General features: G+C 42.3%; 12 protein-coding genes and 1 pseudogene. 7 read left to right on the forward strand and 6 right to left on the reverse strand.

Annotated features, from left to right (window positions below; all coding sequences use genetic code 11):
* Positions 1–6: 6 nt before the first annotated feature.
* The 4 genes from tkt to F0227_RS11555 are packed head-to-tail and all read left to right on the forward strand — an operon-like array spanning position 7 to position 5,739.
* On the forward strand, positions 7–2,016 hold the full coding sequence (gene tkt / locus F0227_RS11540) for a transketolase (protein WP_171753357.1): 2,010 nt from the start codon (positions 7–9) through the stop codon (positions 2,014–2,016).
* The gene (gene rpiA / locus F0227_RS11545) at positions 2,009–2,713 is read left to right on the forward strand and encodes a ribose-5-phosphate isomerase RpiA (protein WP_171753358.1); all 705 of its coding nucleotides are present in this window, start codon (positions 2,009–2,011) and stop codon (positions 2,711–2,713) included. The genes tkt and rpiA overlap by 8 nt, the downstream gene beginning before the upstream one ends.
* A 32-nt stretch (positions 2,714–2,745) precedes the next feature.
* Complete coding sequence (locus F0227_RS11550) at positions 2,746–4,149, forward strand: Sapep family Mn(2+)-dependent dipeptidase (RefSeq protein WP_171753359.1); 1,404 nt, start codon at positions 2,746–2,748, stop codon at positions 4,147–4,149.
* Between the two features lie 9 nt (positions 4,150–4,158).
* Positions 4,159–5,739: a PTS transporter subunit EIIC gene (locus F0227_RS11555; protein WP_171753360.1), complete on the forward strand. Its 1,581-nt coding sequence runs from the start codon at positions 4,159–4,161 to the stop codon at positions 5,737–5,739.
* Between the two features lie 89 nt (positions 5,740–5,828).
* Here F0227_RS11555 and F0227_RS11560 read toward each other — a convergent pair whose 3' ends face one another.
* The gene (locus F0227_RS11560; protein ID WP_171753361.1) at positions 5,829–6,548 is read right to left on the reverse strand and encodes a GntR family transcriptional regulator; all 720 of its coding nucleotides are present in this window, start codon (positions 6,546–6,548) and stop codon (positions 5,829–5,831) included.
* A 655-nt stretch (positions 6,549–7,203) separates the two neighbouring features.
* Between F0227_RS11560 and F0227_RS11565 the strand changes: the two genes are divergently transcribed.
* The 3 genes and pseudogenes from F0227_RS11565 to mngB all read left to right on the forward strand — a co-directional run bounded on the left by F0227_RS11565 (position 7,204) and on the right by mngB (position 12,661).
* Complete coding sequence (locus F0227_RS11565; protein WP_171753362.1) at positions 7,204–8,841, forward strand: fructose-specific PTS transporter subunit EIIC; 1,638 nt, start codon at positions 7,204–7,206, stop codon at positions 8,839–8,841.
* Between the two features lie 363 nt (positions 8,842–9,204).
* A pseudogene (locus tag F0227_RS11570) lies at positions 9,205–9,660 on the forward strand (fructose PTS transporter subunit IIA); the annotation flags it as partial.
* A gap of 346 nt (positions 9,661–10,006) precedes the next feature.
* Positions 10,007–12,661 (forward strand): mannosylglycerate hydrolase, encoded by a 2,655-nt coding sequence (gene mngB / locus F0227_RS11575; RefSeq protein ID WP_171753364.1) that lies wholly within the window; start codon positions 10,007–10,009, stop codon positions 12,659–12,661.
* Between the two features lie 119 nt (positions 12,662–12,780).
* On the opposite strand, the gene F0227_RS11580 is transcribed toward mngB, so the two are convergent.
* The 5 genes from F0227_RS11580 to F0227_RS11600 form a co-directional block, all read right to left on the reverse strand.
* The gene (locus F0227_RS11580; RefSeq protein ID WP_171753365.1) at positions 12,781–14,685 is read right to left on the reverse strand and encodes a methyl-accepting chemotaxis protein; all 1,905 of its coding nucleotides are present in this window, start codon (positions 14,683–14,685) and stop codon (positions 12,781–12,783) included.
* A gap of 409 nt (positions 14,686–15,094) precedes the next feature.
* Complete coding sequence (locus tag F0227_RS11585) at positions 15,095–17,050, reverse strand: methyl-accepting chemotaxis protein (protein ID WP_171753366.1); 1,956 nt, start codon at positions 17,048–17,050, stop codon at positions 15,095–15,097.
* 125 nt (positions 17,051–17,175) lie between these two features.
* Positions 17,176–18,360, reverse strand: a complete 1,185-nt coding sequence (gene dpaL / locus F0227_RS11590; RefSeq protein ID WP_171753367.1) for a diaminopropionate ammonia-lyase — start codon at positions 18,358–18,360, stop codon at positions 17,176–17,178.
* Positions 18,361–18,421: 61 nt separating this feature from the next.
* Positions 18,422–18,808, reverse strand: coding sequence for a RidA family protein (locus F0227_RS11595; RefSeq protein WP_171753368.1), 387 nt, complete (start codon positions 18,806–18,808; stop codon positions 18,422–18,424).
* A 24-nt stretch (positions 18,809–18,832) separates the two neighbouring features.
* Complete coding sequence (locus F0227_RS11600) at positions 18,833–19,513, reverse strand: PAS domain-containing protein (protein WP_171753369.1); 681 nt, start codon at positions 19,511–19,513, stop codon at positions 18,833–18,835.
* Between the last annotated feature and the right edge of the window lie 438 nt (positions 19,514–19,951).

Here is a 19,951-nt window from a genome sequence, read left to right on the forward strand (position 1 = left end):
GTTATCATGATGAATCGTTCTAAATTAGCCAATGCTATTCGCGTACTGAGCATGGATGCGGTTGAAAAAGCCGCTTCTGGTCACCCTGGCGCTCCTATGGGAATGGCAGATATCGCTGAAGTATTATGGCGTGATTTCTTAAAGCACAATCCAACTAATCCTGAATGGCCTAACAGAGATAGATTTATCTTATCTAATGGTCACGGCTCAATGCTGATTTACAGCTTATTGCATCTGTCCGGTTATGAGCTCTCCATTGATGATATTAAATCTTTCCGTCAACTGCACAGCAAAACAGCGGGTCATCCTGAGTATGGTTATGCTCCGGGTATTGAAACAACAACAGGTCCACTAGGCCAAGGTATTACCAACGGTGTTGGTATGGCATTGGCTGAGAAGGTTCTGGCTGAGCAGTTTAACCGCGAAACCTACAACATTGTTGATCACCATACTTATGTCTTTATGGGTGATGGTTGCATGATGGAAGGTATTTCGCATGAAGCTTGCTCACTCGCAGGAACACTAGGTTTAGGTAAACTGATCGCCTTTTGGGATGACAACGGTATCTCTATCGACGGCGAAGTAGATGGTTGGTTCTCTGACGATACCCCTAAACGATTTGAAGCGTACGGTTGGCAAGTACTTGCCAACGTAGATGGCCATGACGCTAATGCGATATCTGAAGCTATTGCAACGGCTAAGCTAGATGAAAATCGACCTACCTTGATCTGTTGTAAAACAGTGATTGGTTATGGCTCTCCAAATAAATCAGGCAGCCATGACTGTCACGGAGCTCCGCTAGGGGCAGATGAAGTTAAGTTGGTTCGTCAGCAGCTAGAATGGCCGCATGCCGAATTTGAAATTCCTGCTGAGGTATACAGCGAGTGGGATGCTAAGGAACAAGGGGCGCAATCTGAAAGCGAATGGCAAGAGCTGTTTACCGCTTATCAACAAGCATTCCCTGAGTTAGCAAAAGAGTTTACCCGCCGAACCAATAAATCGTTACCGGAAGAGTGGTCAAGCATCAGTGAAAAAGTGATTGCTGATTTACAACAAAATCCACAAAACATTGCTAGCAGAAAAGCGTCGCAAAATGCTTTAGAAGCTTTTGCACCTATGCTTCCTGAGTTTTTTGGTGGCTCTGCAGATTTAACACCGTCCAACTTAACTAACTGGACCGGCTCAAAAGCGATTACTACTGCTGATGCATCAGGTAATTACCTTAGCTATGGTGTACGTGAGTTCGCGATGTCAGCAATGATGAATGGTATGGCGTTGCATGGTGGGTTTATCCCTTACGGCGGAACATTCCTGATGTTCATGGAGTACGCAAAAAATGCTTTGCGTATGGCGTCTTTGATGAAGCAAAGAGCCATCTTTGTTTACACTCATGACTCCATCGGACTCGGTGAAGATGGCCCAACGCATCAGCCTATTGAGCAAATCTCTTCACTACGACTAACGCCAAACATGAGCACATGGCGACCTTGTGACCAAGTAGAAACCGCGGTTGCTTGGAAATACGCTGTAGAGCGCGTAGATGGCCCGACATCGCTTATTTTCTCTCGTCAAAATCTGCCTCAGTTCGGCCGAGATCAACAGACATTAAGTAACGTTGCCCGAGGGGGATATGTTCTATCTGACTGTGGTGGTGAACCTGAGCTTATTATTATCGCCACAGGTTCTGAAGTGAACTTAGCGATGCAAGCGAAACAAGTACTCGCTGAGAAAGGTATTGAGGTGAGAGTGGTTTCTATGCCTTGTACTGATGCCTTTGATAAGCAGAGCGCAGAATATAAAGAGTCGGTATTACCTTCTGGCGTACATTGTCGTTTGGCGATTGAAGCAGGCATTAAAGATTACTGGTACAAGTACGTTGGTTTGGATGGTGACATCGTGGCAATGACCACTTTTGGTGAGTCTGCTCCGGCGGATCAACTGTTCGAACTATACGGCTTTACCGTTGATAATGTTGTATCTAAAGCGCAGGCAGTATTGGATAAAAATAATGGCTAAATCACACTATTTTTCTAATGTAACCACGACGTGTTTACGCGAAAAGTCCGCCACAGTGGCATTAGACTATTTGCTTGATCACTTAACCCCATCGAGTGTCATTGGTGTGGGTACCGGAGCCACGGTGGAAGTGTTCTTAACCTTGTTAGTAGAGAGTCGAGCGGATTTTGCTTATTGCGTTTCAAGTTCGGAGCGTTCAAGCAAAGCGATACAAGCTTTGGCTCTTAATGAACAGCCTTTATCTGAGTGCAGTTCTGTTGACTTCTACATCGATGGTATTGATGAAGGAACAATGGAAGGTGCGACGATTAAAGGTGGTGGTGCAGCATTGGCTAGAGAGAAAATTCTAGCCACGCAATCTAACGTGTTTATTACCATCGCAGATCAAGGCCGTAAGGTTGAGAAACTGGGTACATTCCCTCTGCCAATTGAGGTTCTTCCAGCAGGTCGTGCATCAGCTGTTGAAGCCTTGCAACAACTTGGTGGTAACCCTGTACAGCGTGCGGATTGTGTGACGGATAATGGTAATATCATCTTAGACACATCAGGTTTACCATTTGGTAATAGCGCCGACTTGGAGTGGCAACTTAATACCATTCCGGGTGTTGTTGAAAACGGCATTTTTGCTCATCGAAAAGCAGATTTTATGGCTTTTTCTGATGACAACGGTGTGGAATGGGTTTCTGTGACTGAGTAATGACACAGATTAACGAGCATAATGAGTAGATGATGGTTATGGATGAATTCACACAATTGAGTCAACACTATTTTGAAAAGAATAGAGACAATATTGTTAACGATATTTCCACTCTTGTCGCCGTTGCTTCGGTACGAGAAGAGTCTACTCGTTGTGACTTGGCCCCATTTGGAAAACCCATTCGTCAAGCATTCGACAAACTGATTGCGATGGCTTCAGCGATGGGTTTTCAGGTTGAAGACCATAATGGCTATGCTATTGATATTAGTTATGGAGAGGGTGAGCAAGAGATCGCCATACTTCACCATATTGATGTAGTTTCCGCTGAGGATCACTCCCTATGGAACACTCCTCCGTATCAAGTAGTAGAAAAACAGGGCTTCATTTATGGTCGAGGAACCACAGACAATAAAGGTCCTCTGATTGCTAGTTTATATCTGCTTAAGTTGTTTAAAGAGCAGCAGTTACCGCTAGACAAAAAAATCAGAATTATTGTTGGTGGTGCTGAAGAGACCACTTGGGAATGTATCGAGCATTACTTCAAGACACAGCCCCAACCTGATTATGCATTTTCTCCCGATGGCGACTTCCCAATCGTTAACGGAGAATCTGGCATCTTATACTCTTCATTCTCTGGGCAGTGTAGCAAGCCTAGTGAAGAAGCATTATGCAGAATCATAAGCATTACTAGCGAACGTGACAGAACATCCACCTGTCACAAGTTAGAGTTGATTCTTGCAGGCAGTATGGCCGAGGACGTGGCCAAACTATTTCCGAACGGTGTTATTGATATGCACACTTTAGATAATACGGTCTCGGTAAGTTTAAAAACGCCATGGGAGAAATCCCGAAATCCACAAAATACGTCAAATTGTATGGATAAAATGGTTAACGTATTGCGTGGGGTTGAGTATTTAGACCATAACGCCAAAAATTTAATCTCACTGTTAGATGATCTATTTGCAGCATCATCGAATGGGTCAAAGTTAGGTTTAAATCATATTGACGATGAGATGGGTTCGACAACCTGTTGTGTCTCAGCCATCAATATGGATCAACAAACATTTAGTGTGGATTTTGACTTTCGGTATCCTAAAGGCCTGACGATTGAGTCGATTCGATCCCAACTTCAATTATTGTCTAAACAGTATGAAGTGAATTGGACTGAACATCAGTACTTACCTCTATCTTACCTCTCTCCCGAAAGTTCACTTATCCGATCAATGGAAAAAGCCTACTTGGATGTTATGGGTGTTGAAGCACACTGTTTTAGTAAGCGAGCGGCCTCTTATGCTCGTTCGTTACAGAATGGTGTTGCATTTGGCCCTACTTTTTCCGGCGACAAAACAAACGTACATGAGCCAAACGAACGGCTTCGTATTGAGTCATTAAAAAAAGCATTTTCAATATACGTGAAAGTTCTCATATCACTTTAGGAGTAAATTATGAGAGATAAGGTTCAAGCACTTGCTGGCGGTATGATGGTATCAATCATCGTATTGGTTATCGCGGGGATATTTATTGGGGTTGGAGCAGGTATTATTAACCAGATGTCATCATCTGACTCGGTTATATGGGCATTCTTTAAGCTAATGCTCGATTTAGGTCTAATGGTAATGAGAAACTTACCTCCTTTCTTTGCCATTGGCTTGGCATTTGCTCTCGCAAAATCGGAGAAGGGTTGGGCGGCATTTACCGGCTTCACCATGTTTATGTGTTTTAACGTAGCTATAGGCTCCATTGCGGCATTTAATGGCTGGACTCAAGAAACAACAAGTGTTCAATCTTTAGTTGCTGATTTTGGTATGGAAACGCCAGATGCACAGAACTTTAACTCTCTATGGGGTGAAAGCTTAGGTGTATTCAGTTACAACATGGGTATCTTTAGCGGTATCTTAATGGGTTGTATTACGGCGTGGCTACACAACCGTTTTTACAAATTTGAAATGCCGACTATGCTGAGCTTTTTCTCAGGCCCGCGTGCTGTTGTGATCTTTGGTTACTTTGCCGTTATGCCAATTAGCTTAGTGGTTTACTACGCATGGCCTCCAATCGCTGGTGCGCTTCAGTCAGTAACAGGGTTAATTACCAGTTCTGGTCTATTTGGTTCATTCCTATTTGGTGTGTTTGACAAAGGGTTACTACCTGTTGGTCTGCACCACCTTATTGCCTTCCCTATCGAGTACACTCGTGTTGGTGGTGTAATGGAAATTGATGGTGTGGTATACGAAGGTGTTCGTAACATCATGAACGGCCAAATGAGCTCGCCTGATGCATTGGGTTACATTACTCATAACTTTACCAGCGGACGTATTCTTATTCAGTCTGGTGGCCTAGTTGGTGCGGCCTACGCGATGTATGTTACTTCTCGACCTGAGAACCGTAAGAAAGTCGCTGCGATTATGATCCCAGCAGTATTTACTGCCGCGGTAATTGGTATTACTGAACCGTTAGAGTATACCTTCTTGTTTGTTCAGCCTTTCTTGTACTTTGCTGTGCACGTGCCTCTAAATGGTTTGGCGTATGTTCTAACTGAAATGACCAATGTTTCCATTCATGGTAACCAGTGGTTGTTTATGGTGCCTAACTTGCTGCAACCGCAAAAAGTCCATGCTTGGTCACTGCTGTGGTTAGTACCTCTTTACTTTGTTGTGTACTTTTTCACCTTCAAGTACTTTATCTTGAAGTTCAAGTCAAAAACTCCAGGTCGTGAAGATGAAGGTGAAGATGTAACCTTGTACTCAAAGAGTGACTTTAAAGCGAAAGATCAAAATGATAAATCCAAGCTAGCGACAGACATAATTGAAGCTCTTGGTGGTGAAGCAAATATCGAAAATGTCGCCAACTGCGCCACTCGATTGAGAGTCTCCTTGATTGATGATTCTTTAACAGCGTCTGATGATGTTTGGAAGAAGCAACTCGGAGCAATGGGTGTCGTGCGGATGGAAAAAGGCATTCAAGTTATATTTGGACCAAAAGTAATTACTCTGGCCAGTGAACTAAAAGAGCAACTCAACTTTAGTTAATGGGCATTAAATTTAGATAGTGATGAGTTACTTCTAAATATGATAAAAAAGACCAACATGATGTTGGTCTTTTTTGTGTTTAATTTGTATTAGTTATTGTGCCGCTTAGCAATTAAGGTGAACTTGTAATCTGTCGACTTAAAGAAATTGCGGCTATATTCAAAGACAGTACCATCAGCAAGATAACCACGGGTCCGTTTCTCTATTATGGGTTGTGACGCATCGATACCCAATAAGGAGGCGATACTGCTATCGGGTAAAATAGGCACGATTTCTTGCTCACTTCTGTCAATGACTAACCCTTTTTGTTTCTCAATATAGTCATACTTTGAGTTTCGCATTACTTCATAGCTAAGATCAGGAAACAGGTTTAGTGGCATCCATGTCTCTTCAACCGTGATAGGGTTGTCGGCGATAAAACGCACTCGCTTGATGTAAAATATACGCTCACTTTCATCGATATTTAGGTGTTCTGCGATGGTTAAGCTAGGTAGAGTGATCTCAAAGGCGAGCACGTCACTATGGGTGGCAACATTAAGGTGCGCCCATTTTTCGTTGAAACTCGATTGTTGATAGATATCGTAATTGATTTTGCTCGACTTTACATAGGTCCCACTTCCTTGGACACTTTCTAGTTCATCATTTTCTATCAGCAGTTTTAGTGCTTGCCTTACGGTAACTCGACTAACGGAAAATACTTCCCTTAATTGAGCTTCGGTAGGCAGTGCTTCACCTACTTTGTACTCACCTTCAGTGATTTTTTCTCTAATGGCATCGGCAATCTGGCGATACATCGGAAGTCTTGCCATGGTTACCTCTTTCATTGTGGCAGGTTACTTGAGCGGTCTAATTGGTAATCAGTAGACATAATACAAATTAATGGTAATAACACAACTTAAATTAAATCATTTAGTTAAAAAGTCTCAATGCATAGTCGTGAGCGCCATTTATCTAGCATGTGATCGGATGTTTACTGTTTTCATAGTTGTCTACTATTTGTTACTACAAAACGTTATGATCAAGAAGATTAGAGGTTGAATTTCGGTAATTTTGTTTTGATCTCCTCTGAATAGATTAAAACTGCTAAGCATGGTCGCTGGCTTTTTCTATCTTTATAGAAAGGAAATGAAGGCTTTTCTGTTGGTGTGCTTATATAATCTTATATATTACAATTGGTTATGCGTGGCCATGATGTTTTGCTGAATTGTTTTAATATTGTTTTCTTTTTCTGGTATTGTTGTATTCATATTAATTAATACAAATTTAATACAAAAGATCCGTTTGTGTGAGTGTTGTCACGGATGATTAGAAAAAATGGTGCGATTATATATTCAATGAGTAAGAAAACACCGACTCATATTATTCCGAAATAAATGTGTGGCCTTGGAAAGAAGAGTTGAAAGGATGATCAATGACTGCACATTTACTTCTAGACTGTAGAGAGATGAGATAAAGGATAACAAGATGAAAATCTTAGCCATTACTGCATGTACCGCTGGGGTCGCTCATACTTATATGGCGGCCAAAACCTTAGAGAAAAAGGCAAAAGCACGCGGTTATGAAATCAAAGTAGAAAAGCAAGGTGCAAACGGTATTGATGATCGTATTACTGCACAAGATATTGCTGAAGCCTCGGGCATTATTTTCGCAACGGATGTTGGAGTGGCGGAAGTGGAGCGTTTTGAAGGTCTAACTTCTGTTCAAGGTAAAGTGAAAGACGGGATTAAAAAAGCTGACCAGATGATCGATGCGTTAGAGCAAAAAATTCAAGCGGATGGCGGGGAGAAAAAAGCTCCGGCAGCGTCGGCGACTAACGAATTTACTCAACAAGAAGAAGACAATGACAACATGGTTGTTAAGTTCTTGAAAAGTTGGTACAAAGGCGCACTTTCAGGCGTATCTCACATCATCCCTCTTGTCATAATCGGTGGTCTTTGTGTAGGTCTATTAAACCTATTCTTTGGCTACGATTATACTCACCTTTATGATGAAGCGATTCTCACTGAATACACTGGCAAAACTTATGCTGACCTAGGCATTCTTAATGCGGCAGAAGGGTTAGCAAATAGCGAAATTGGTGCCATTAAGAAAGAAGTTTATGCTGCGATTGCAGAGCCTGCAGCAAAGGCTGAGTTTGAAGCTTCTTTTCAAGGCATTGTTCACTTCCTGTACTACAGTACGTTAAAAGCATTTAACCCCTTATTAATCTGTGTACTGGCAGCATTTACCGCTTACGGTATGGTTGGTAAACCCGGTCTTGCCCCTGGTTTTGTAGGTGGTTTCGTCGCTGTTGGTGGTAGTTTCGGTAAAATCTCCATTATGACGGGGGGATTTCTTGGGGGGTTAGTCGCGGGTGCAGCAGCAGCGTTATTCGTTATGCTTGTTCGTCAGATAAAAGTTCCCGCAGTGCTGGAGTCGGTTAAGATGATTATCATCACACCACTGCTAGCGGGTGTGTTAACTCTCATCTTCATGTATGCAGGTCCTGGTAAGTTTTTCGCAACGCTAAACTCTGGTTTAGTGGAGTGGTTGACATCAATGGGCACCAACAACCTTCTGATTCTGGGCTTCATCCTTGGTGCAATGGCTTGTTTCGATATGGGTGGGCCAGTTAACAAAGCGGCTTACATGTTCTGTATCGGTGTTGGTACAAGTGGCAGCTTTGCTGGTGATGCATCTATTTTCTACGCAGCATTTACTGCAGCGAAATGTATCCCAGGTATGTCATTAGGTATTATGTCATTTGTCTTTAAACGCTTTTTCGACGAGGAAGACCGTCTTGCCGGCCCATCTACAGCAATCTTAGGTTTCTGTGGAATTACGGAAGGTGCAATCCCTTACGCAGTTAAAGATCCAATGCGTATCATCCCGGCTCATATGATTGGTGGTGGTGTTGCATCTGGCCTTATCCTGTCATCAAAAATTACCATAGGTACAGTAGCGGGTGGTGCGGTATTTATGTTGCCAGTCATCAGTGAACCTTTGACATGGTTGGCTTACTTCGCAATAGGTATTGCTGTCTCAATGATTATCACTATTGGCCTGAAGATGATGAGCAAAGAGGGTAAAAAAGTTCAAAAACAAGTTCAAAGCCAAGCTTAAACAAAGATGTTCTTCGGTTAAGTAAGAGATTCAACCTTTGGCTGCGGGTTCTACTTTTCAGAAAGATATCAATCCAAGTACTTTCAAAGTACTTGGATTTTTTTAGTTCTATAGATCATAGAACGACAGCGTTTGTGAATAACAAATCCTTTTACAAAGGGAATCAATCGTTGCTGCGGTGACAGGCGTAGCAAAATAAATCAATACAAAAGCAATACAAATTAGAGTCAATTTGAGGCGTCGATCACAATTAATTTGTATTAATGGTTGTATTATTAATTCATTGCTGATGATAAGCTTGGTTTAAACTAACGAGTGACCAACGCGTCATCATACTTATTTCCATGACGGTGAGACAAGGCCATGAAACTAACCACAATTACTGATGCATCGCTTATCAACATTAAAATGACATTTAACTGTCGAGATGAGGCGATCAGAGCACTTGCAGAACAACTTAATCAACAAGGTAAGCTGCACGATCTGGACGAGTACTTAGAAGCGGTATATGCACGTGAAGCGCATGGCGCTACCGCTTTAGGTGAAGGGTTGGCAGTTCCGCACGGTAAAACTGACGCAGTGAAAGAAGCCGCGTTTGCTGTTGCCACGTTAGCAGAAGATGTTAAGTGGCCGGGTATCGATGAAGATGATGATGAAGAAGATGTGAATCTTATTTTCCTGATTGCCATTCCAAACGCAGAAGCAGGTTCAACTCATATGCACTTGCTTACCGCACTAACGTCTACTTTGGTTGATGATGATGTACGTGAAGCTGTTCTTAACGCCTCTAGCGCAGACGAAATCTTAACGATTTTTGATGAGCAGAGTGAAGATGAAGAGCCGACATCGCAAGCGACTCCCGCACCACAAACAGCATCCTCGGTAAACGAACCGGCGGTAAAAAGTGAACCAACCTCTTTGCTAGGAAAAGTCGCGGGTTGGTTTAAATCCTGAGTTTCCTAGCGTGGTACTGATCATCATCAACGGATTAATGGTTATCCGTTAAAGCAATCAGTACCAGCATAAGATTTTTAGTTTAAACATTTAATTTTCGTACACGGACCTATGTCGTGTTGTTGATAAAGATTTTTCGTTTAATCGAAAATCTATCTATCAACAAAATGAGCGGTCAATAATGTTGTGCGACAACATCAGGTATTCAAAAATGACGACATCTCGCGTTCATATTACTCCTCACATGCACTGGGATCGTGAATGGTATTTCACCACAGAAGAGTCTCGTATTCTGTTGGTCAATAATATGGAAGAAATAATCAATCGTCTGGAAAGGGATCCAGATTACAAGTATTACGTTTTGGATGGACAGACAGCAGTATTAGAAGACTATTTTGCCATTAAGCCTGAGCATAGTGACCGAGTTAAAGCATTAGTTGAAGCGGGTAAGTTGATCATTGGGCCCTGGTACTCTCAAACCGATACGATGCAAGTCTCTGGAGAGTCAATTGTTCGTAACATGATGTATGGTATTCGAGACTGTTTGCAGTTCGGCGATGCGATGAAAATAGGCTATTTGCCCGATTCATTTAGCATGAGCTCACAGTTGCCGATGATTTATAACGGATTTGGTATAGATAGAGCAATGTTTTGGCGGGGGTGCTCAGAGCGCCATGGTACAAACAAAACAGAGTTCTTATGGCAAAGTAATGATGGTAGTGAAGTGACCGCTCAAGTATTGCCACTCGGTTATGCTATTGGTAAATACCTTCCTCAAGATGAACAGGGGCTACGAGCGCGTTTAGATAAGTATTTCCCTGTGCTGGAAAATGCCTCAGTAACCAAAGATATTTTACTGCCTAATGGGCATGACCAAATGCCTATTCAAAACGATATTTTCGAGGTAATGGATAAGTTACGTGAAGTCTATCCAGATCGTGAGTTTCATATGAGTCGTTTTGAACAGGTATTCGAGAAAATCGAGGCCAACAGAGAAAAACTGGATACGGTTAGCGGTGAGTTTAACGATGGAAAATATATGCGTGTCCACCGCTCCATCTCTTCAACTCGTATGGATATTAAGTTAATTCATGCTGAAATTGAGAATAAAATTGTCAATATTTTGGAGCCTTTGGCGTCAATCGCTTGGTCATTGGGCTTTGAGTACCATCACGGCTTAATTGAGAAAATGTGGAAGGAGAGCATGAAGAACCATGCTCACGACAGTATCGGTTGCTGCTGTAGTGACAAGGTTCATGCCGAGATTTTAAATCGTTATATTCTCGCCGATGACATGGCAAGTAATCTGATCCACTTTTATAAGCGAAAAATTGTTGATCACATGCCGGAAAAAGAGGGCTGTGACAAGTTGGCTCTATTTAACCTGCTGCCTTATGAAAGAGAAGACGTCGTTAATACGACCATAACTATACGTGCGCAGCAGTTCTCAATTTATGACCAAAACGGCAACGCGGTTGATTACTTTATTAATGACAAGCGTCAAATTGATCCGGGTAAAGTGGATCGCCAAATTGTTCACTATGGTAATTATGATCCGTTTATGGAGTTTGATATTCAGTTAAATATCACCGTTCCGGCAATGGGTTATACAACACTTCATATTGAAGCTAATGAGCAAGGGACGCTAAAAGTTCCAACGCAGAAAAACGGTGTTTTAGAGAATGATTATTACCGCGTGACTGTAAACGGTAATGGTACACTAACCATCTTTGACAAACAGACAGAGCAAAGTTTTGATCAAGTGCTTAGGTTAGAAGATGGCTCCGATGATGGTGACGAGTATGACTATTCACCTTCTCGTCAGGAGTGGCTACTCTATTCTGATCAGTTTGAGGTTGATACGCGAATCGAACATCAAGGGTTTCAATCCGTTGCTCATATCTCGTTTAGAATGCAGCTTCCAGAAAATCTTGAACAACGAGAGTCTAGAGCAACAACAGATGGCTACTTGGATGTGAACTGTCAGGTAACGTTGCCGCAGAACTCACGTCGCATAGATGTGCGCATGGAACTTGATAATCAAGCCGATGATCATAGAGTTAGAGTGCTGATCCCTACGCCATTTGCTTGTGATACCGTGGTTGCTGATAACCAGTTTGGTTGCATCACTCGCCCGGTTGTTGACCCCGAAATGGCGAATTGGCAACAAGAGGGTTGGAAAGAAGCGCCAGTCGCCATTTATCAATTAATGAACTTTGCCGCATTGCAGAATGGTAAGGCTGGTTTGGCTCTGTTCACCAATGGTCTGCGTGAGTTTGAAGCGATTTCCTTAAATGACAATAGTGACAAAAAAGAGACTCTGGCATTGACGCTGTTCCGCTCAGTGGGTGTGTTGGGTAAAGAGGAGCTTTTGTTGAGACCGGGTCGCCCGTCAGGAATCAAGATACCAACGCCTGATTCACAAATGCGCGGCAAATTAGTGTGTGAGTTCTCTTTAGCCGGTTTTGCTGGTGATCATATTTCTGCCAACGTGATGGCTCAAGCTCGTGAGTATGTAACGCCAATTCACTGCTACAACAAGATTCCATATAACGCCATGAAATTGAATGTTGCTGAGCAAAACCTGCCGTTAACTTATAGCCTGCTAGAAAAGAGCATAGACGGAGCGGTGCTGAGTGTGTTGAAGAAAGCGGAAGACGCTGATGCGCTGATACTGCGTATGTATAACCCTTGTGAGTCTGACCCGATTAACGACAATATTCGCTTTAATGGTCATCTCTCTCAGTGGACAGAAGTGATGTTAGATGAAAGTGAAGTACAAAACGGCCAACGATTAGAAAGTGGCGAGATGGGAAGCTTCGCTCAATGCCAAGCGAAATCCTTTAAAGTCGTGTTTGAAAAGTAATTACCTTCGATTCCTGAAAATAGCTGTCACTGAAAATAACAAGCCCTGCCATTTTGGCAGGGCTTAATTTTGTCTACTCTTTACCAACTCTTCATTGGTTTGATAGAGAGTGAAATGACTTAAATAGTAAAGCGTTTAACTATTGCGACTAACTGTTCATTAATCTTCGCGATATCTTGCGCATCAGAAAGGGCTTGTTGTCCATTCGCATCCAGTTCCGTCACGATACCGCTGATCGCCGTCATGTTTTGACTGACTTCTTTGGTCACGCTACTTTGCTCTTCTGCTGCGGTGGCAACTTGAGTGCTTAAGCTATTAATCTCTTCAACAAAGTCATTCATAGTGGCTAAGCTACCGGCGACTTCTCCGGCGTTATTTGCTGTCTCTTCACAACGAAGTTTAGTGGTATCCATTGATTCCACAACGTTATGAGTACGAGAAACTAAGTTCTCTAGCGCTTGCTCTACTTCAGAGGTGCTGTCTTTGGTTCTACTTGCAAGGTTACGAACCTCATCCGCTACGACAGCAAAGCCACGACCTTGCTCTCCGGCACGAGCCGCTTCAATTGCCGCATTCAATGCCAGTAAGTTAGTCTGTTCAGCAATATCTCCAATAACATTTAGAATGCTGTTGATGTTTTGCGTTTCACTGCTCATCTGCTGAACATTTTCTGACGATTGTGAGACTTCTGAGATCAAAGAGGCGACGGTCGATTGAGCCAGTTCTGTAATTGCTCGAGATTGAGCTCCCGTGTCATTGGCTTGTCGAGTAATGTCTGCGGTGTGATTAATATCAGAGGCCATAGATTCTGCAGTGGCATTCATCTCTTCAATTGCCGCGACCACTTGTTCTGTTTCTGCTAAGTGATTTTGCAAAAACTGAGCGTTTTCTGCAGAACGGTCACGCAGTCGGTTCATGTTGTCTTGCATCTGTACCGAAGCGTCCTGAATATCACGCATCATCTCTTGGAAGTTGGCGATAAACTGGTTAACACCTTTGGCGATATCGGCTAGGTCATCATCCCCTTTAATCTCTAATCGCTGAGTCAAATCAATGGTGCCTTGCGATAAACCGTTAATGGTCTTTTTAAGCAGAGGAATAGGACGATAAACGTAGTTTAGAAGTAAGGTATAAATGATCAGTGAAACAATCAGTGACACCAAAGTACTAATGATGGCGTTGTTTCGCGCTTCAGAAAGCTTGGCAAAAGCAATGGATTTGTCTAACTCGATTGATAGATACCATGTTTTATCACCGATATTGATTTGGTGAGAAAACAAGGCTTTATCTACATCATCAATGGTGTATTCCGTCGCGAGGGTGTTATTGCTAATAATATTTTGAGCCAGAGCTTGGAAATCGCTGTTTTCCGACAGAATAGAGGTGTTTTCAATCGCCGGGTGGTTAGAGGCTAGAACCGCGCTGTTTTGGTCAAGAATAAAGGCTTTTGCCCCTTCAATATCCACAGAGTCAACAATTTCGTTTAACTTCTCTAGAGTAATATCGGCGATAAGCGCACCGTTGGGGATTTTTTCCGCCACGCTGACCATGGTGGTGTTTGTCGTTTCATCTACATAGATGTCGGTAAATATAGGGCCAGATGCTCTTTGGGCATCTTTATACCAAAAACTGTCAGCAGGCTTATAGCTCTCAGGACCTTTGCCGTTATCCCAGCCATCAACATTGAGATCGTTGGTATAAGCGCTATTGTCACTATACCCTGAGGTAAGAATTTCAATACCACTCGCTCGACCATAAGAGATAAGGCGGTAAACCTCTCCCCCTTGGTAATCTTGGTTTTGGCGATAATCTTCTGCCATACCGTGGACAGAGTCAGCGATGGATTGCATAAAGTCTTTTACTTTCGCACTTTCTGATTTCGCTCTTTTTGCAGTAGATTCCGAGATGGCTTCTTTTAAAGAATCCCTTTCATTGCTGTAAGAGACATAGTTTGCTGTACCCACCGATAGTGTAAGTAGTACAGAAGAGGAGACAAGCAGCGCTTTTTTAAATCCTAATTTCATTATGATACCGTCGAATTTTTAGCGTGATAGAAAGCGAACGCATGAACTGCTAAGTTTCGCCCGAAGAATTTTCTGGAGTGTAACGTAAATGGCAATAGATTCTGTTATATGACTCGCATAAGATGAGATATGTGGCCCAGCTAGTATGTGAGAATTGTGATCAAAATTACAGTTCCTCGAAAAACATCTAAATCTTACACAACTGTCTGTTTTAAATGAAAGCTCATTGTTTTCTCACTGGCTCATCCCTTTATAGGTAGTTTATTATTCTATTTAGAAAATTCGCTACATTGGTGGCCGTGGGCTGCTGAATCAATCATTCTGAGATCAATTTGTCGGGAAAATAAAAAAGAGGCCAGTAATAAATACTGACCTCTACGGTGTTTTTACATTGGATTATAGTGAAGGTTTACGTTCGAAAACGCGCAACAATGGTATTGAGTTGCGAAGCGATTCCACCTAACTCTTCAGAGTTTCCTTTAGCTCTTTTAGACATATCTTCTACCGCAACGGCATCTTGATGTATCTGATGAATATGGTTGTTAATATCTTCCGCCACTTGGTGCTGCTCCTCGGCGGCGGTCGCAATTTGTGTGTTCATTTGATGGATAACATCCACTGACTCAGAGATACCTTGGAAACTGCCTTGAACCGATGAGGTGATCTCTACGGTTGTCTGAGAGGACTCCAAGCTTCGATTCATGTGAAGTGCCACGCCTTTCGTCTGTTGTTGCAGACGTTTTACCAGCTCATCAATCTCTTGTGTAGAGTCAGATGTGCGTTTCGCTAATGCTCTAACTTCATCGGCAACCACTGCGAATCCACGTCCTTGCTCTCCTGCTCGCGCAGCTTCTATTGCAGCATTAAGAGCAAGTAAGTTTGTTTGATCGGCGATTTCACGAATAGTATCTAAGATAACGGTAATACTTTGGCTATCTTGCTCTAGGTTTTTAATTTCCAGAGATGATTGGCTTAGTACTTCAGCTAACTCATTTACGCTATCAACCGCTCGATTGATATGTTGCTGTCCTTGGTCAACCAAATGTTGTCCTTCGTTAGCAGAATTTGCGGCAGCTGTACATGAGTTAGAGACTTCATTTGCGGTGGCAACCATTTCATTGAAGGCGGTAGAGACCAGTTCAACAGCCTGATTTTGTCGCTCAGAGGTGTCTGACATTTCTTGGGCGATAGAGATCGCTTGTTCTGATGCTTGAGACATCTGCTGACCTGATTGACTGATCTGCAATACGATTTGTTTAATCGCGTCTAAGAACTGATTGAAATATAGGGCTAACTTTCCGGTCTCATCTTTTGAGTTTACCACGATGGTTTTAGTCAGATCCCCTTCACCGGATGCGATATCTTGCAAGCTACCGGAAACGACTTGCAAAGGCCCTGCAATACGGTTGGCAAAGAGTATTGCACCAACAATAAATAGCGCAGTCATAATGACGACCGTTATTATGATCAGCTGTATCATGTCATTACGTGACTGCATCACTTCATCGACGCTGATTAAACCGATAAATTTCCAGCCCAGTTTTTCTGACTTATAGATATTGGCCAGATAGTTCTGGTTGTTAATATTAACCTCAACCAATCCTGCATTCGTGTTGTTAAGCAGTTGGTAACTGTCGTTTAAATCGGACAGTTTCTTAAAGTTATTATCGGGTTGACCTACATCCACCAAAATGTTGCCTGACTCTTCAACCATCATTAAGTAACCATTTTGGCCGAGTTTAATTTCTTTAATGATATCGGTAAGGGTATTTAGTGAAACATCAATGGCAATAACACCATTGCTTTGACCATTTCGATCGCTAAAAGTCGTCGTGGTGCTTAAGATAACGGCATCATCTGGTTCCCAGTAATAAGCTTCACCGCGCTTAATGGAGCCAAAATTATTGAGTGCATCTTTGTAGAATGGTCTGGTGCGAGGATCGTAATTTGCCGGACTTGAACCTGTTGGCCACTGCACAAATCCACCATGTTTTGTGCCCATGTAGATGTAAGCATAATCAGGGTGCGTTTGACCCATTTTATTGAATAATGAGTAGATATCTTGTTCAAGACCCCCATTTCTCTCTGGTGTCATTTGAACACTATCTTTATCCATATAATCGGTGATGCTGTTGTCTGCATCCAGCATAGAAGATTGTTCGGTAAGATAGGTTAAGTTCTCTTCTATGCCTTTAAAATAGAGAGCAATAGCGTTATCTACTTGGCGAATCTCGTTTCGGCTGCTGTTGGTAAAATTATCAAGTGCTTGGTTTCTTAAAACGTTAACAACAAAAGACGAAACAACAAGGATCGGAATAATACTGGCTGCAATAAGTGCAAGCAGGAGTTTTTTCTTAATATTCATATAGCCTTCTAATTATTCTAATAATTGGGATGGGACACATTAAGTGGTGGTGAAAGAAAAAATTCCCCTTAGTGTCGAAACAAAAAGGGGAATTTAAGGGCGTTTGTTACATTACTGCTGAGCGATTATTGCTCTAGCGGTAATTTGCCTTCCCACACTATTTGACGGTAGCGCTCAGGGTTGGTGTCACCTTCGGTGTTAAACACCATAACAATGGCGTTCTCGTCTAAACCAATCTCTTTTGCCGCTTTAATCCCATCTGGGTGTGTGGCTAATAGATAGAGTAAGCCGGTTGTTATTGCTCCTGATTCACCACTGACTATTGCTGGGTCACCCGCAAGAGGGTTACCCAACATTCTCATACCTGTTGCCGACACTTTGTCGTCTACAGAAGCGAATTGTTGTGTACAGTCTTTTAGGATTGGCCAAGTGACAGGGTTTGGTTCACCACATGCTAGACCCGCCATAATCGAGTTTAGATCGCCAGTAACATTCACCATCTCACCGGCTTCGCTGGTGCCTGATCGGTAGATGCAGTCTGCGGCACTAGGTTCTGCAATAATGGTTTTAAATGTGTCGGAACCAAGTTTGTCTGCAAGGTAACCTAAAACACCACCAGCCATAGCGCCAACACCAGCTTGTAGTGCAACGTGAGTCGGCAATAATTCAAGCGCTTGTGCTTGTTCGACCGCTTCAGTGGCCATGGTCATATAACCTTGTGAAATCCATGTTGGGATCTTATCGTAACCTTCCCAAGCGGTATCTTGCACAAGCATCCAACCATTTTCGTTGGCAGTTTGGTTAGCTAGACGTACAGTATCGTCATAGTTAACATCAGTGACGATACAATCTGCACCCAAGCCTTTAATTCGCTTAACGCTTGCTTGAGAAGAGCCTTTTGGCATGTAGACAACGGCTTTTTGACCCATTTCACGAGCAGCCCAAGCGACACCCGTACCATGGTTACCCGCGGTTGCTGTAGTGAACACGAGTGGTTTGTCTAATTTCGAAGAGACGGTTTTTAGATTGATTTCGGAGATATCTTCCCCAAGGTGCTCTGCAAGCACTTTGCCTAGCGCGTAAGAGCCGCCAAGTACTTTAAAAGCATTCAATCCAAAACGCTTAGATTCATCTTTTACTAGAATCGCTTTTACGCCAAGTTTTTCTGCCAATTTTGGAAGAGAAACTAACGGAGTTGCTTGATAACCTTCAATTTGTTTATGGAAATCACGTACTTCTTGAGCAATTGCTTCATCAAAAAGTGGTGATGTTTTACCGGTATAAAAGGTGTTGTTTGATATTTTCAGCATAGTGAGTACTTTTAAAGAGTGGAGATAAAAGGGCCACTTTTCGTCGTGACCCAATCAGAAATTATTTGTTGATGTAAGCGATAGCTTCAACTTCAACAAGCGCGTCTTTTGGTAGGCGTGCAGCTTGAACACAAGAACGTGCTGGTGCATTCTCAGTACCAAATACTTCTGTGTATACTTCATTAAATGCAACAAAGTCTTCCATGTCAGATAGGAAACATGTGGTCTTTAATACGGTATTTAGAGAAGCGCCGCTTTGCTCAAGAATGGCTTTTAGATTTTCAAGTGATTGACGAGCCTGCTCTTTAATTCCACCTTCAGGAAACGCCATTGTCTCTGGAACTAAAGGAAGTTGTCCTGAAGTAAATACAAGTTCCTGAAACGCAAGTGCCTGAGAATATGGGCCAATTGCTGCTGGAGCGGAATCTGTGTGAATTTTAGTTTTCATTGCATTTCTCTCTGGTTTTAATTACTACGATCTGAACTCGCGGTTGTACTTGTAGATAGCATGGCGAGTTATTCCAAGGCGCTCAGAAACTAGAGCTGTTGCCTCTTTTAATTCAAATATGCCGTTATCAAACAGAAGTTTAGTAATGGCCTTATTTTTACCTTTTAAGTTGATCGTTGCATCGTTTTCAATTTCGAGAATTGCATTTTCAAGTGCATTCTCAATCACCTCAGACGGTGATGAGCTAAAGTTCTCATGAACACCTACATGAGTGCTCGTTGACATATCTGGCATCAATGTTTTGATGATGTCAGGAAATGGATGAGACAGGTTCATGTTGATACAGAACAGTCCAATAGCTTTGCCATTTTCACCCGCAAGCACACAAGTTGTTGATTTTAATAAAGCGCCATCTTTAGCGTTGGTAAAGTAACTTTTTGGCGTTACGTTCCCAGTCTTCTCGAAAGCGTTGAGCATTTTTAATCCCATATCGGTAATAGGGGAGCCGACTTCTCGTCCGGTATGGTGACCGTTAACGATTTTCACTACAGATTTTTCAAAGCTTTCGAATGAATGGATCACCACTTCACAGTGGGGACCAATAAACTCTGCAATGGTCTCTGCGAGACGAAAATTGGACTCTAAATACTCTCTATCTCCATCTGTAAAAACAATATTGAATGATTTATATGCGGAAGCGTTCATTTCAGGCCACTAATGTTAACTGTATCTGATGAGCATTGTCTTAATTTCACGCTCAAATTGCAACTAAACGATCAACTCTTTAGAGCTATATCACTACACTTCCGGATTCAGATCAAGATCAAAGTTACCTAAATGGAACTGAATGTGACAAATGTCATTCTTTTAAGCACTGAAATTGTATTTCCGTCAACTAATGGTAACTTTAAGGGGTTGGTCACATTAATTGGGTGAATTATCAGTAAGAATGTTCACCGTAGCGTAAACAAAATTTAACTAAAAAGCTTTTTTGCTTATTAGCTGAGCCAAATAATATAGATAAGAGGTTTCAATGGATTTTCTAAACAGAGGCTTTGAACAAGCCGAATTTGAAAACAGAACACAAAGAGCTCAAAAAATCATGCACGAGCAGAAGCTAGATGCGATGATTTTTACCACTGA

The sequence above is a fragment of the Vibrio sp. 99-8-1 genome (genome assembly GCF_013114595.1).
Lineage (GTDB): Bacteria > Pseudomonadota > Gammaproteobacteria > Enterobacterales > Vibrionaceae > Vibrio.

Excerpts from the sequence above, each read along its gene's own strand:
- rpiA (WP_171753358.1), top strand. The coding sequence starts at position 2,009 with ATGGCTAAATCACACTATTTTTCTAATGTAACCACGACGTGTTTACGC.
- F0227_RS11580 (WP_171753365.1), bottom strand. The coding sequence starts at position 14,685 with ATGAAATTAGGATTTAAAAAAGCGCTGCTTGTCTCCTCTTCTGTACTA.
- mngB (WP_171753364.1), top strand. The coding sequence starts at position 10,007 with ATGACGACATCTCGCGTTCATATTACTCCTCACATGCACTGGGATCGT.
- F0227_RS11550 (WP_171753359.1), top strand. The coding sequence starts at position 2,746 with ATGGTTATGGATGAATTCACACAATTGAGTCAACACTATTTTGAAAAG.
- F0227_RS11585 (WP_171753366.1), bottom strand. The coding sequence starts at position 17,050 with ATGAATATTAAGAAAAAACTCCTGCTTGCACTTATTGCAGCCAGTATT.
- dpaL (WP_171753367.1), bottom strand. The coding sequence starts at position 18,360 with ATGCTGAAAATATCAAACAACACCTTTTATACCGGTAAAACATCACCA.
- F0227_RS11555 (WP_171753360.1), top strand. The coding sequence starts at position 4,159 with ATGAGAGATAAGGTTCAAGCACTTGCTGGCGGTATGATGGTATCAATC.
- F0227_RS11600 (WP_171753369.1), bottom strand. The coding sequence starts at position 19,513 with ATGAACGCTTCCGCATATAAATCATTCAATATTGTTTTTACAGATGGA.
- F0227_RS11595 (WP_171753368.1), bottom strand. The coding sequence starts at position 18,808 with ATGAAAACTAAAATTCACACAGATTCCGCTCCAGCAGCAATTGGCCCA.
- F0227_RS11560 (WP_171753361.1), bottom strand. The coding sequence starts at position 6,548 with ATGGCAAGACTTCCGATGTATCGCCAGATTGCCGATGCCATTAGAGAA.
- tkt (WP_171753357.1), top strand. The coding sequence starts at position 7 with ATGATGAATCGTTCTAAATTAGCCAATGCTATTCGCGTACTGAGCATG.
- F0227_RS11565 (WP_171753362.1), top strand. The coding sequence starts at position 7,204 with ATGAAAATCTTAGCCATTACTGCATGTACCGCTGGGGTCGCTCATACT.